Source organism: Thermococcus sp. EP1 (assembly GCF_001317345.1).
Lineage (GTDB): Archaea > Methanobacteriota_B > Thermococci > Thermococcales > Thermococcaceae > Thermococcus_A.
The window spans coordinates 37,901-51,211 of record NZ_JXCG01000006.1 but is presented as its reverse complement, the minus strand read 5'-3'; the positions used below and the strand labels follow the sequence as shown (position 1 = coordinate 51,211).

Sequence of the window (13,311 nt, the reverse complement as noted above, 5' to 3'; positions counted from 1 at the left end):
TCTCGAGTTGACTGCTAAACAATATATTATTCCCTTCTTAGAGATATTAAATATTAGTTCACGATATTTGTGATAACCTTTAATTATCCCTTCATACCGATACATACATGGGTAACTAACTCGATGAAACTGGATCCGAATTTATGTATACTCTGCAGAGGTAGGGGATGGTGCGGTCTTGCATATTGCCCTGTAATAGCTAGGGCCAGGGCCACCTTAATGGTTAAACGACGTGTTTCCTCAAAAATTGTAGAAGGTTCTAGCCCTCCATCGATTTTTATCGGGAGAATAGGCTATCCTTATGTGAGAATAGGGCCAGCCGCACCACCTTTAGTTGGAGACACCCAAGTGTTTGACTATCCTGAGCTGTGGATTGAGAAGAAAATAGAGGATATCCTTGAGTATCGATGGAGTCTTATAACTGGCATTAAAATAGCAGATGTGAAAAAACCTGAAGATAAACTTATTGATGAGTTAAGGCTTTTGGCAATGAGTTCTAAACCTGTGGATGTACAAATTGCCCTTAAAAAGCCCCCTAGGCCTTTTATGACATTTAGTGAGCATGAACCCCCACAGGGGCCTCGTTCTCCTCTTACTAAGATGAAAATCCTTGGAAATCCATCAATCCCTAGACCTGTGGAAAAGGCTCATGATGACACTGACCTACCTGCGCTTGAGGCAGTTACATATCTCTACGAGTCTGGTGTGCCGGTTTCACACATACAGAAGATATTTAGCACTGGTGCATTTGGTGTTAAAGGTAGGAGAAGACTTGTTCCCACGAGGTGGAGCATCACCGCCGTAGATAGCATACTTTCGAGGAAACTCATCAAAGAGATAAAAGAATACGATCCCTTGAACGAGATTTTAGTCTTCAGATATCGCCTTCATGATAATTTGTTTATCGCAATACTATATCCAGCCAAATGGAGTTACGAATGGATGGAAGCATGGTGGCCTGGATCCACGTGGAACCCAGGCGCAGACAACGTGGTTATCGAGGGTGACCATGAAGGTTATCATGGAAGGACAACCTATCCGGGCATAGGTGGATGCTATTATGCAAGCATGCTCGCAACAGTTGAGTATTTAAAGAGGATAAAAAGACAAGCCACTGCTATACTTCTTAGGGAGATTTACCCCGGATTTAAAATCCCCGTAGGGGTCTGGTTTGTTAGAGAAAGTGTTAGGGCAATGTTTAATTCTCCACCAGTTTTAAAGACAGACAACTTGGACGAGGTCATGGAACTTTTAGACAGGGAAACAAAGCTTGGTAGTGGTAAGTGGCTTTCATCTTCGGCCCTTTTGAAGAGGATAAAGTTTACAAAGACCATAGATGAGTTTTTGAAAAGTGGCTGAAAGAAAATCATCGTTAACTAATCAATAAGTATTATTCCGAGGATTTTTGCTATATGGGCTTAAAAATATTCTAAAAGAAAATCCTTTTATAAAACAAATGCTATATCGAAAACTAGGTGATGTTTATGAATGCCAATATTCTTAAGGGGTTTATAAAGAACTTCCCCCAACTTTTTGAGGAAGTAAGCGAAGGAGAAACGGTGTTAATTGAATATTCTCCAATTATTAATTCTGCTGTTATTTTGTACGAGTTAATCATCTGGGCCAAAGAAAATGACTACCAGGTGATAATAGATGATACTCTTGACACCCTGCCTATTTACAAGATCAAAATGGACTTGAAAGGCTTAAATAGTGAGGTACTGAATGACATTAAGGTAGTAAAAATTGGAGGAACATTGGACGTAGGTGATGTTATCGGACACTTGGCCCTTAAGGAACCTCATATAAGAGTAAAAGAGTACTTGGAAGTTGCACTCCCACACCTAGATAGTGAAAAACGAATAATTAACCCTGTTTTGGGATTTGAAAAACTTTTAATATTAAGTGAATCACCAAGGGAAGTTTTCGCTACTTTATCAATGATACTCTCATTTACCTCGAGCTTTCAGAGAACGGCATTTTATTTTGTGAATGTTAACGCACTTGAAGAGGCCATCCCATGGGCTCTACCGCTCCTTGAAGAGATTGCAACTACTGTGGTTGAGCTGGGGAGAATAAACAATGGTCTTGGTTTTAGTGTTAAGAGCTATGAGTTTTAAGCTTTGTTTTATCATTACATCATTAGTTTGGTTGGCTTTGAGTCTATTTGAGAGATTTTCAAGCCATTTAAAGGCTCCTAGAATCTTTGAATAACCAAATACAGCAGTTTTTAATTTCAATAATTATTTTATTATTTTATTATTTTATTCTTTAACTCAATTTTATTTGAACTTTATCAATTGTGAGAGAAAAAGTATTCCCTAATATAAAACAACAATAAAATAATAAAATAATTATTGTATTATTTAATCACTTAAACTCGAGTCGTCGCTTTATCTTTTCGATTTCCTTCTTTTCGGCCAGCTTTACCAATCTTCTAAATTCTTCCTCTGGTAAAACCTCTCTGAGGGCCCAGTACAGTTTTATAGCCTTTTCAAAGATTTCATTTTGTTTGCCTTCACCTTCAGCATAGAGTAGCCTTAGCAACTTATCCGCGTCTACGCTTATGTATAGGGTTTTCATCTTCTTCTCGGTATCTTTCTTCGCATTTGTCCTATTGTTTTTTGGTTCTTCCGTTAGGGTTCTCACGACCTCGCTACTCATGGAGGGAAGCTTGGGCAAAGTTTTCTTTCTACTTTTACCTGACATTTTTGATCACACTCTCCGCAAGTTTTAAGAAAGCCTTGGATACTCTATTGTTCGGCTCAAATTCAAAAACTGGCTTACCCTCTTCTTGAGACTTCTCAACTGCAACTGCCCTCGGCAAAATGGCAACTATCGGTAAGTCAGGATAGGCCTCTTTTAGCTGATCTAACCTCACCTGGGGGACTTTGCTTTGACGTGTAAATTTGTTTGCAACAATACCCATGATTTCCAAGTCTGGGTTGAGTTCAGTGGACTTTATCTCCCTGATGACATCAAGTGTTAACTGCACACCCATGACACTAAAGTATCCTAACTCAGTTGGGATCAAGACATAATCTGAGGCTCCAAGAGAGTTTATTAAGAATATTCCTAGACTTGGTGGGTTATCGATGATTATAAAGTCATATTCATCCTCTATTTTCTCTAAAACTCTTTTGAGTCTCTGTTCACGCATGTATGCTGTCATGAGCAATCTTTCAATCGCAGAAACTTTTAGGTGGGAGGGTATGAGAGATAGATTCTCATGTATGTGGACTATGGCGTCCTCAATTTGAGCCTTTTTCACGGAGTTTTCTATTAGAAGGGTGCCTATGTTGTTGTCGCTGTAATTGATTATATTCATGCCGATTAGAGCAAACGTAAGGTTGAATTGGGGATCAGTATCGATTATTAGGGTATCATAACCCTTTTTAGCCAGTGCATGGGCCAAGTTGAGACTTATTGTAGTCTTTCCAACACCACCCTTTTGATTAGCAATACTGATTATAATCGCCATTTGATCACCATAATTAAATAATGCAATAATTATTTAATAATTTTGCTGAATATTGGGATTTCAGTGTGAGGTTTTATCCTAAGAGATACAAAGATGTAGCCGGACTTTCCACTTGCTTGTTAGGGATAATTAATGTTTTTGATACTGATTTAAAGGGCCAAGAATGGAGTTTCAGTTATTATTTTTAGATATCTATCTCATTGTTTTATAATTATAAAATAGGGAGTGCTCTTTCAACTCTCAAACTTTGACTTAATTTTTTACTTAAAAATATAGTTATAAATCAATTACTACAAATAATTCTTAATTACAAAATAAAATTTTTTCATGATTATTATACTTTATTGATTTATTATTAAGAACAAATGAATATATTATCACTAATAAAATGAACCATAGTAAAAAATATCAAATTTTTATTATCATTGATAGTAGGTAATTTATACAAGCATGTATTGGCCTTTTCTGATAGGGCCGCATCTCCTGGAAAAAACGTATCACATTATTAAATAATACAATAATTATTTAATTACTTTATTATTTTAAAACGGGAGAGACATTCAAGGGATGAGAGAGAATTAAACTGCTATTAACAGATATGACTCCTAGTGGAGATATAGTAACAGTTCTATTGATCCTCGTTTGAAAATCTAGGACAAGGGAGAGTCGATCAATGTACCGGGAATTACAATAATTATTTAATTATGTTATTATTTTATCACTTAAGCCAGCAACAGAGTAAAATATACACTTGGGCCCATGTATGAAAAAGCCTCAAAGAAACTTCTCATAGATGAGAATACTATCCCACCTTCTGGAAGGGGTATGACATATTAGATATGCTTTTAAACTTTAAATGCGTTATAATATGAGGTGATAAAATATGCTGGATATACTCGGATTCATTTTCTATGCTGGAGCATCCCTTGTGATACTGTTTATAGCAGCATTCTCTGGAGGTATTTCGCGGCTATTAGCACTTCCAGCAGCACTGGGTTATATATTGCTTGCCTTTTGGTCAATAGAGCAGGCTAGTTCTGATATAAGGAGACAAGATAAACAGAAGGATGAAAGGCTAATGCTTCTCTTGAACGTAGCATCATTTGGCCTTGGGGCAACATCGTTTTACTTATATATGCACAGTGTCGTGACTCCAATACTCCTGCTCGCACCAGCCTTTGTCATCGGTCTCTGGAGGTCTTGGAAGGGATGATGACTCTCTCTTTCCCTCTTTTTCTCGATGTTTTTAACGTTCGTTTCTGTACATGAATTTTAGATATAATGTGCCTTATATCTAAAATACGTGTATATACATGTTCATTGAAAGCTATTGGTGGAGCAATTTTCTTAGCCCATATTCTCAAATAGCGCGCAATTCTCTTGGTTTCTTAAAATACCTTGAATAAGGCCTTCACTGTATATTGGGTGCAAACCTTTTTGGATGAGATTGGTATCCAAAATCTTGATTATAGTCGTCGTATATTCCATCTCCTTGTAATTTGTTGTGTGGGCTCTAATAAAGGTGCTTAATATTCCACTATTATTACCACCTTGGCTTGTAATCATAAAAATTGTTTGAGATGCCGGCTTATTCAATACTCATTTGCAAATTCTTGGAGAGACTGCATAAGCAGGGGGTTAAGTTCAATCAATTGTTTCATGAGCTCAGAACAACTCAATATAGTAAAAAATGTATATTTTGTAATTTCTTACAATAGTAAGGATTAGAATTGAACAACATTATAGTATAATATATATCATATAATTCTAATAGACGTTAACCATAGGTGATATTATTAAGATATTATCTCAAATTTTAATTGGGGCTATACAATTTATCGTAATAATTTGAAGTAAAAGTTGAGAGAGAAAGGAAATAAATGTCGCATTGAAATACTACTAACTAGAGTAAATATTTCCCAAGGTTATTTATACCTTGTAGGATATACGTATTCACGGTGAGAGAGTATGAGGGAAACCCAAAATTTTGTATGTCCCTTTTGTGGCTATAGAGCGAAAAGTCTTGAAGAATTGAAAAAACACATCTTAGAAGAACATACGCTAAATAGAGGGGATATAAGAGGTATTAAGCATGGCCAAAAAGATTAATAAGTCTATTTTTCGTTCTTGATTATGGTGGGATTCATGAGATTCAAGATTGTTGGGAGAAAAATCGGGTGGCATAAGGATTTTGATAGTTCCCACTTCTTGGTGCTTCCATATGAGAGTAAGTGTCTTAGGATTCATGGACACACATATAATGTAGATGTAGAGATATGGGGAGATCTTAATGAAAATGGAATGATTTTTGACTTTAACTACCTTAGTAACCTAATAAAGCTCCTGGATCATAAGATTCTGGTAAGTGAGGAGTGGATAACCGAAAAAAAAGATTCTTATATAATAATCGAGAAAAATGGCAAGCGATTGGAGTTGCCGGAGGATGAGGTAGTAGTTCTCAACAAGCCAAATGTAACTGCTGAACTCATAGCGGAGTGGTTTGCTGAAAGGATATCTGAAAAAGCTGGGGAAAATGTGAAAAAAATTAGGGTAAAGATATGGGAAGATCCAAGGAGTTATGCGGAGGTAGTCTTAGAATATTAACCATTTAATTTTGTAAAGTAGCGGTTTTCTATATCTTTTCTAATTGGTAGAATAGGTTTAAATATTTCCATCTACAATTTAATATAGTAAATTACTGAAGGTGAGTATTATGAAGTGGGTAACACGTGAACATGTCCATGTGGATAGAGTTGCTTGCCCGTGGCTTATAAAACGATTTATAGATCCCGAAGCCGAGTTTATTTTTGTACCGCGTGATACAGACCCTTCAACTATAACTGAAGGAATACCATTTGATTTTAAGGGAGTTGAACTGGGTCACCATAATGGAAAATGCTCCTTTGATGCATTTATAGAGAAATACAATATAACGGACCCTGCAGTGTTAAAGATAGCTGAAATAGTTAGAGAAGCAGATACTCACGTTGAGAACTCCTCTCCTTTGGCAGTAGCTCTTGATATTATTGCTAGAGGCTATAGGATGATCTGTAAGGATGACTATGAGACACTAGAAAAGGAATTTTATCTCTATGACGCGTTGTATGCATATTTCAAGAAAGAACTAGAGGAGGGAAAAACTTAACCTCCTTTTGTTTTTGGATTTTATTTTCAAACCTCAACCTAAAAAGTTAAATTAATCTTAGTCCTCTATTTAATTTAGGTGATTACCATGAGATTTTCAAAGGGTAGAGCATTTCTTTTCAGGGTACCGGAAGGAAAGGAACTCTTAAGTTTTATCAATGAGTTTGCCAAAAAGCACAATGTGCTAATTGGCACTGTTAGTGTGATAGGCACTCTAAGAGATCCTAAAATTGGATATTTCGAAGAGGATAAGAAACAATACAAAGTTATTGAGCTCAAGGGGACTTATGAACTTATTTCCGCTTTGGGGAACATAAGTCTCAAAGATGATGAGCCTTTTGCCCATATTCACGTAAGCCTAGGGGACAAAGAAGGGAAGATGCTTGGTGGTCATTTAGTAGAAGGCGAAGTTTTCGTGGCAGAGGTGTTTATTCAAGAGTTGCTAGGAGAATTATTGGAGAGGAAGCCTAAAGAAAGCGGGTTAGCTTTGTGGGATGCTGAAGAAAGTTAGTTAGGGAAATATGGTTGTAGAACTTAACGGAGATATAGAGGCTTTTTCCTTCTTTCTAAATATTTTTAAAGACATTCGTCATTTGAGTTTTCCTACTCTGAAAATTTTACTTGTTTTAGATTTCTTTCTGGGATTTTGGCATCAAATGTGGAGGGATCATAGACTACTTCAGATTCATATCTTAATGTTCTCACAACCATCTGCCAAAAATTAAAAAAGATTCATGGATTAGGTAAATTACTATAGGTGGTATCCTATGGATGAAATAAGAGCATATCTGGGTGAGATTATCCCAGGAGGTATGGTATTAGTCTCTTATGGCCAGTACAGCTTAGGATGGAAAATCGGAATGAACTTTCTGAAGCAAGAATTGGAAAATGGGGGATTTGGAATAATAGCCAATTTTACAGTACCCTTTAGAAAGCTTGTGTATAGGGCAAGTTCAGTTGGTTTGAATCTACTTGAACATGGAGATAAGGGAAGTATTGCAGTAATTAATGGGTTTAAAGAGCCTTTGGTGGATCATACCTTCGTGTACCCTTTTGTTGAGTTTGACGAGGAAACATTTTCTCCGAAATATAAGAACATCATGAGAAAACTTGGTCGCAAGTACAACTTTCAAGATAAAAGGGTTGTTGCAATGTTTGCAACGTTGGATGCTCTGTATGAACATTTTGGAGGGAATTTTATAAAGAACATGATTTCTATGTACATGTCTCATACAGAAAGGCTTATCCAAGAAGGTAGAGAGTTTTATACAATTATGCTAGTTAACAGGGATGTCATTCCAGAGGGCCTTCATTCTTGGCTTGTTGGTGTGAGTGATTACGTAATTTTGAGTAAGGGGTTTTTTGAAAAGGGTGAGTTCTATGAAAATATTGTGATCCTTAAAAGCATTGAACATGGCTTTAATCCAATAGTCTTTCAAATAAAGGCCTTAACAATACCTAAAACTTCCCGCTAGCAAGATTTTGGATTATCATAGTTTGAGTGGTAGTTCATGGGGGTACCAAATGGGAGCCATCGCAGCTTGGGTAGGAATAGTATCCCTCTCGGCAAGAACCAAACGTTATACCCATTCCTTCAATCTTTTCTCGGGCCTCTCTAAGAATCTTGAACCTTATTTCTTTAGGTAGATAGTAGTATCCAGCAATTTTTTCTCCCTTTTTATAAAGAGGGGAAAGTCTTTCCATTAATGTGGGGAATTTTGCCTCCATTCTCTTCCATGAATCTGGGCGCAGTTTTAGAGTAGAAACGGTAATATGGGACACAAAGTTCAAGGCTTTAAGAGTCTTATCAAAATCTTTCCAGGTGTAGAATGGTATTATAGGATCAATTCTGGCGTAGATGGGAATTCCTTCTTCTTTTGCCTGTTTTAGGGCTTTAATTCTCTCCGATGGAGAAGGAGCATTTGGCTCCAATAACTTGGCTTTTTTCTTGTCTACCGTGGTCACAGTGATTCCCACGGCACACTTTAGGTCTTTTAGTATATCCAAGTCTCGTTCAAACAAATCCGACTTGGTGAGGATTAAACATCTGACATTGTATCTTTGTAAGAGTTTGAGAACTTTTCGGGTTATTTCAAGCTCTTTATCTATTGTAGGGTATGGATCAGAGGAATATGACAAGGCTATTATAAAGCGTTTGTCGAAGCTTCTAAGTTCTCTTTCTAGATATAGGAAAAGATTCTCCTTTATCCTCACTTTAAAGGCTTTGGGAATGTAGGAGGTTATATAACAGTAAACGCACGCGTGATCGCATCCAGTATATATATTGAGAGTGTACTTAGGGGGACATGTGCAGAGCTTGGATTTCCATGGGTCAAAAGCTCTAATATACATAACTTAAGGTTCACAAAAGAGATTTAAAAAATTCTCCCTATTTTGGTTAGGTGGTCCTATGAAAGGAGTCGTCAAATGGATTGAGGATAAGAAGTTCGAAGCTCTAACAGAGGAGGGTGGGAAAATAATTTTTGGAGAAAGTGGTATCTCTCCAATGAAGACTCTCCTTCTTAGTGTTGCTGGATGTACCTCAATAGATGTAGTAATGATATTGCAAAAAATGCGGGAGCCCATAGAAGGTCTAGAAGTCGAAATAACTGGTGAAAGGAGAGATGAGTACCCTAGAATCTACACAAAAGTCCATCTCCATTATAAAATCTATGGAGACGTGAACGAGGAAAAAGCTAAAAGAGCAATAGACCTCAGTCAAACAAAATACTGTTCTGTGGGTGCTCATTTGAAATTAAGTGGTACTGAGGTAACTTATTCTTACGAGATTATTAGGGAAAAAGTTTAAGGCTCTCTTTTCTAAATTTTATATGGTGGGTTTGATGAGGGGAGAACTTATTAGGGTTTTAAGTGGCGTTGAAGAAAAGGCCAATGAACTTAAGATGGAAGGGTTTGAGCCAGATATTGTTTTATTTGGGAAAGAGGCATACGAATTCCTGAAAAATCAAGTTAATGCAGAATTTGGAGGGGAAGATACAGTCTCAGAGATTTCTGGACTTCCAATAAGGGTGGTTGAAGAGCTCGGAAAAGACGCTGTCGTTATCGATTCAAAGGTTTTAGGCCTTGGTCTTGGGGGGGCTAAAAGAGTTAAGATAATCAAAGATTGAGTTTGTATCCACTTAGAACGAGCATACTTAGAGCAATAGCCATAATGTCCGCCAGACTTCCGGGGTTTCTTAGATCTTTCTTTTCTCTCAGAAAGCTATCAAGTTCTTGGAAGGTGACTTTCCCATTCAATGCTCTTTTAGCAGTCTCTTGGACAAGAATAGCTTCTTCAATACCTGCTTTTCTTATTATAAGTGTGTCCACCTTAGTTGCTAAAAGTTCTAGAAATGCTCGTAAGGCAGCTTTTTCAAGAGGAAGTGAGGAGGTAAGTTGTTTGAGCTTTTCAAAGGTAGAATAGCTAAGTTCATACCCATTTAGCCATTCTTTGAATATCAACTCTCTTTTGCTTGAGATTTCGGCAAGTTTCCACAAGTTTACTTCATCTTTCACAATTGCGTCAAATGAGGAGTCGTCATACACATCGTATTCTACTCCCTTTTTAATTCCTTTTGGATTTGCAATCCTTATTGCTCTGTAGAACTCGATAGTATCTTGGGGAGTTGAGGAGTGTATTAAGAGCTTAGTTTTTTCTCTAGCGGAATTAATGTCTCCACTCCATGTAAGACCGATGATTAAGGGGACTGCTAAAGTTATGATGCCAAAGTTTGGATTGGAGTCCTGGATTCTCTTGGAGTTTTCAACAGCTTTTTTTATGAGTTCCCCAAGCCTTGCATCTCGGGGTAAGAGTTCTTTATTTTTAATTTGTTTTCCTCTTTCTGCAGCCTCGAAAAACACATCCATAACTGCTGTATTGGCAAAAAGAAAATGATAAAATGTAAGGTCTTCAAAGTCTTTATACCTATTTACATTTCCTGGTTTAGGTATTGCTACTTCTAGTAACGGTCCTATGGTAAAGGCTTTAACAACCTCCCATGTTTCCATGGTACATCATTCCACAATTATTTTGCCTACAAAGTTCTTGGCTGTTAATTTTAAAGTCTTTTCTCCAACTTCAAACCCCTTATCTATGGTGATCGATGTTAAAGACCCTTCAATTTCTGGCGCTACCTTGATATTGTCTGGTATGTAGAGAGTGACTTCACCGCTTCCTCTGTATATGCCAATTTGAGAGCAATACTCCTCGATTTCAATATCGGGGCATCTTTCTAGGCTTATTTCCATTTCCCCTACAAAGTTGGCTGTTGTAAGACTGCTAAATGACCCTGAGATTTTAAAGTCTCCAATAACATTTTCTATAGTGATTGAGGTAACGTCATCTATGTTGATGTCTACGTCTCCCACGGTGTTTCTTAAAGTTAGGGAATTAATTTCTGCTTCTTCACCAACTTTAATGAAAAGTTTGCCATTTCTGTACTCAGGACATCCAGAACAACTTATCTCTAAAACGTCCCCTTCGTTTATCCTTAATGGCAAATTGCTGAGGACTTTTATACCATCACCAGACACTCTCACGATGCTGATCTCTGCGGCGATGTTCTCTATATCTATCTTGGATGCCTGGAACTCTCCAAGTTCTTTAACATCTCCAGCCTCTCTGAAGGAGAAGTACCATCTGAAACTTGTCTCAGGGGTTACAAGGTAGAGGGCGAGGTAAAGGATAAACACGACTCCCAAGATAGTTCTTGCATTTCGGTTTTTTATTAGGATGTAAAGACCAGCGATAAGTAATGTGACCCCCCAGAATGTTTGTTTGATATATGGTGCATAAGGTAGGAGGTAGTTATAGAACTGGGGTTGGAAACTTCTTAAAAGTATTAAGAGGCCGAAAAATACTAAAAATACACCAAGAAGTCTTTTCATTTTTATCCCCTCGCCACCAAGTATAGTCCAAGGAGCAAGATAAGCACGGCAACGATTTCTCTAAGACCTAAGAAGGGAATTGGGATAAATTCTTTTAAGAGTAATGCAGTTCCTAGGATGACAAGAGCTATTCCAAAGAGTTTTGTATCGTCTTTTTTCTCAATTTTTGGAGCTTTCTTGGCGAGTTCTTCCACTTTTTCTCCAGTCTCTTCAACTATCTTTTCAAATTTTTGAGGGATCTTTTCTGCAGTAACTATTTCTTCCTCTTCGGGCATAACTATAGCCATTAGGAAGTATGCTAAGATGAACACTGGTTCCACGAGACATAAAAGGATAAATAATATCCTTATTATTGTGGGATCCACTTCAAGATATTCAGCAATGCCACCTAAAACTCCTAAAAATACCTTGTTTTTCTTACTCCTCTTTAATTTCTTTTCCAATTTCTTCACCTCCTTTCTTAGGCTCCTCGGGCATTACAACCGCCAGGAGAAGATATAACAAAACCGCCGTCCCTACACTTCCTATGAGTAGTATTATAAATAGTATCCTTACAAGAGTAGGATCGACGTTAAAATATTCTGCTAGTCCACCACAAACTCCAAATAACATTCTATTTTTTCTGCTTCTATACAGCTTTTTTTCCATGGGATCTCACCTCACTTTCCAAACCCAAATTGTATTGGGTCTTTGTTTTATATAGCTTTAATCTTCTCTAAATGTATTGTCACTGATAGTTTCAATGGTCAAGATACAATAGAATACTGTTCACTTTTGAGCAGAAAAGGATTTATATTCAAGTGCCGAGAAATTTTAGGTGGACCTAATGAGCAACCTCATACTAATAAGACATGGTGAGAGCCTTTGGAATAAGTTAAACCTCTTCACTGGATGGGTAGATGTTCCTCTAAGTGAGAAAGGCGTAGAAGAGGCCTTGAATGCTGGGGATCTTCTTAAGCATTGGCGAATTGATGTGATTTTTACTTCTGAACTTGTCCGTGCAATCCAAACAGCAATGCTTGTAATGAGTAAAAACTGTTCTGGAATTCCAAAGATAGAGCATGAAAATGGAATGATGAAAGAATGGGGTTTAATTTATGGAGAAGATGGGGAAAGGTATGTGCCTACATATAAGTCATGGCATTTGAATGAGCGATATTATGGGCAACTTCAAGGGTTAAACAAGGATAAGGCCAAAAAGATTTATGGGGAAGAACAAGTGCTTTTATGGAGGCGAAGCTATGACATTGCTCCACCCGGTGGAGAAAGTCTTAAAGACACTGCCAAGAGAACCATTCCATATTTTAAGGAAAAGATAATACCGGAGCTTGAGAGGGGCAAAAATGTCCTTGTTTCAGCTCACGGAAACAGTTTGCGCTCAATAGTTATGCATATTGAGGGATTAAGTAAGGAAGAGGTTTTGAAACTTAATATTCCTACTGGGGTGCCATTAATCTATGAATATCATGCTGGAAAGCTTAAAAGAATGGGATATCTTTATGAATGGGGTTATGACAAGAGCTTGCATATAAAATAAAAGGGGAGAAGAAGGCGATCGTGATCAGATTATCTCGATTTCAAATCCCACTATATCGTTCCCTAACTTTTTCTCAGCTATTTTAATGGCTTTTTCAATTTTATTAACAGCTATTATTTCCTCTTCGGGGATTGAATTTAGTTTGTAGTAAACTATTCTTGCAAGCATTTCTTCACCCCCCACATATCACCCTCAGTAGTAGTACATTAGGCCTAAATCTTGATGTTTGTAAACATTTTTATAAGCCTTTCTGCACAAAAAA

Annotated in this window: 18 protein-coding genes; 10 read left to right on the top strand and 8 right to left on the bottom strand. The window is 37.2% G+C overall.

All coding sequences use genetic code 11. The features are described from left to right. Positions 1-123: 123 nt before the first annotated feature. Positions 124-1,359, top strand: coding sequence for an Nre family DNA repair protein (locus EP1X_RS05945; RefSeq protein ID WP_055282671.1), 1,236 nt, complete (start codon positions 124-126; stop codon positions 1,357-1,359). A 125-nt stretch (positions 1,360-1,484) separates the two neighbouring features. Then, positions 1,485-2,120 carry a DUF257 family protein gene (locus tag EP1X_RS05940; RefSeq protein ID WP_055282669.1) on the top strand — a complete coding sequence of 212 codons (636 nt, stop codon included), beginning with the start codon at positions 1,485-1,487 and terminating at the stop codon, positions 2,118-2,120. Positions 2,121-2,370: 250 nt separating this feature from the next. On the opposite strand, the gene EP1X_RS05935 is transcribed toward EP1X_RS05940, so the two are convergent. Both EP1X_RS05935 and EP1X_RS05930 read right to left on the bottom strand, forming a co-directional pair. Continuing rightward, positions 2,371-2,664 carry a hypothetical protein gene (locus tag EP1X_RS05935; protein WP_156300714.1) on the bottom strand — a complete coding sequence of 98 codons (294 nt, stop codon included), beginning with the start codon at positions 2,662-2,664 and terminating at the stop codon, positions 2,371-2,373. Between the two features lie 34 nt (positions 2,665-2,698). Next, positions 2,699-3,481, bottom strand: a complete 783-nt coding sequence (locus tag EP1X_RS05930; protein ID WP_055282665.1) for a ParA family protein — start codon at positions 3,479-3,481, stop codon at positions 2,699-2,701. 883 nt (positions 3,482-4,364) lie between these two features. On the opposite strand from EP1X_RS05930, the gene EP1X_RS05925 reads away from it, so the two are divergent. The 5 genes from EP1X_RS05925 to EP1X_RS05900 all read left to right on the top strand — a co-directional run bounded on the left by EP1X_RS05925 (position 4,365) and on the right by EP1X_RS05900 (position 8,100). After that, positions 4,365-4,694: a hypothetical protein gene (locus tag EP1X_RS05925; protein WP_055282663.1), complete on the top strand. Its 330-nt coding sequence runs from the start codon at positions 4,365-4,367 to the stop codon at positions 4,692-4,694. Positions 4,695-5,626: 932 nt separating this feature from the next. After that, positions 5,627-6,085, top strand: a complete 459-nt coding sequence (locus tag EP1X_RS05920; protein ID WP_055282661.1) for a 6-carboxytetrahydropterin synthase — start codon at positions 5,627-5,629, stop codon at positions 6,083-6,085. 109 nt (positions 6,086-6,194) lie between these two features. After that, positions 6,195-6,626, top strand: coding sequence for a chromate resistance protein ChrB domain-containing protein (locus EP1X_RS05915; protein WP_055282659.1), 432 nt, complete (start codon positions 6,195-6,197; stop codon positions 6,624-6,626). Between the two features lie 87 nt (positions 6,627-6,713). Continuing rightward, a complete protein-coding gene (locus tag EP1X_RS05910; RefSeq protein WP_055282657.1) occupies positions 6,714-7,136 on the top strand; it encodes a PPC domain-containing DNA-binding protein in 423 nt (140 codons plus the stop codon). 256 nt (positions 7,137-7,392) lie between these two features. Further along, complete coding sequence (locus EP1X_RS05900) at positions 7,393-8,100, top strand: hypothetical protein (protein ID WP_055282653.1); 708 nt, start codon at positions 7,393-7,395, stop codon at positions 8,098-8,100. 34 nt (positions 8,101-8,134) lie between these two features. On the opposite strand, the gene EP1X_RS05895 is transcribed toward EP1X_RS05900, so the two are convergent. Next, the gene (locus EP1X_RS05895; protein WP_055282651.1) at positions 8,135-8,977 is read right to left on the bottom strand and encodes a radical SAM protein; all 843 of its coding nucleotides are present in this window, start codon (positions 8,975-8,977) and stop codon (positions 8,135-8,137) included. A 58-nt stretch (positions 8,978-9,035) separates the two neighbouring features. On the opposite strand from EP1X_RS05895, the gene EP1X_RS05890 reads away from it, so the two are divergent. Together EP1X_RS05890 and EP1X_RS05885 are read left to right on the top strand one after the other, a co-directional pair. Continuing rightward, a complete protein-coding gene (locus EP1X_RS05890; RefSeq protein ID WP_055282649.1) occupies positions 9,036-9,434 on the top strand; it encodes an OsmC family protein in 399 nt (132 codons plus the stop codon). Positions 9,435-9,468: 34 nt separating this feature from the next. Then, a complete protein-coding gene (locus EP1X_RS05885; protein ID WP_055282646.1) occupies positions 9,469-9,753 on the top strand; it encodes a family 4A encapsulin nanocompartment shell protein in 285 nt (94 codons plus the stop codon). Here the strand turns inward: EP1X_RS05885 and EP1X_RS05880 are convergent. Genes EP1X_RS05880 through EP1X_RS05865 form a run of 4 tightly spaced genes read right to left on the bottom strand, consistent with a single transcriptional unit; the run spans position 9,743 to position 12,160 of the window. Then, positions 9,743-10,633 (bottom strand): triphosphoribosyl-dephospho-CoA synthase, encoded by an 891-nt coding sequence (locus EP1X_RS05880; protein ID WP_055282645.1) that lies wholly within the window; start codon positions 10,631-10,633, stop codon positions 9,743-9,745. The genes EP1X_RS05885 and EP1X_RS05880 overlap by 11 nt on opposite strands. A gap of 6 nt (positions 10,634-10,639) precedes the next feature. Further along, complete coding sequence (locus tag EP1X_RS05875; protein WP_055282643.1) at positions 10,640-11,512, bottom strand: hypothetical protein; 873 nt, start codon at positions 11,510-11,512, stop codon at positions 10,640-10,642. Positions 11,513-11,514: 2 nt separating this feature from the next. Next, a complete protein-coding gene (locus EP1X_RS05870; RefSeq protein ID WP_253276546.1) occupies positions 11,515-11,964 on the bottom strand; it encodes a PspC domain-containing protein in 450 nt (149 codons plus the stop codon). Beyond that, positions 11,930-12,160 (bottom strand): PspC domain-containing protein, encoded by a 231-nt coding sequence (locus EP1X_RS05865; RefSeq protein WP_055282638.1) that lies wholly within the window; start codon positions 12,158-12,160, stop codon positions 11,930-11,932. Before EP1X_RS05865 ends, EP1X_RS05870 begins: the two co-directional genes overlap by 35 nt. Positions 12,161-12,338: 178 nt before the next feature. Here EP1X_RS05865 and EP1X_RS05860 point away from each other — a divergent pair, with 178 nt between their 5' ends. Further along, on the top strand, positions 12,339-13,049 hold the full coding sequence (locus tag EP1X_RS05860) for a 2,3-bisphosphoglycerate-dependent phosphoglycerate mutase (RefSeq protein WP_055282636.1): 711 nt from the start codon (positions 12,339-12,341) through the stop codon (positions 13,047-13,049). Positions 13,050-13,073: 24 nt separating this feature from the next. Here the strand turns inward: EP1X_RS05860 and EP1X_RS10140 are convergent, their stop codons facing one another. Then, complete coding sequence (locus EP1X_RS10140) at positions 13,074-13,217, bottom strand: hypothetical protein (protein WP_172672604.1); 144 nt, start codon at positions 13,215-13,217, stop codon at positions 13,074-13,076. Between the last annotated feature and the right edge of the window lie 94 nt (positions 13,218-13,311).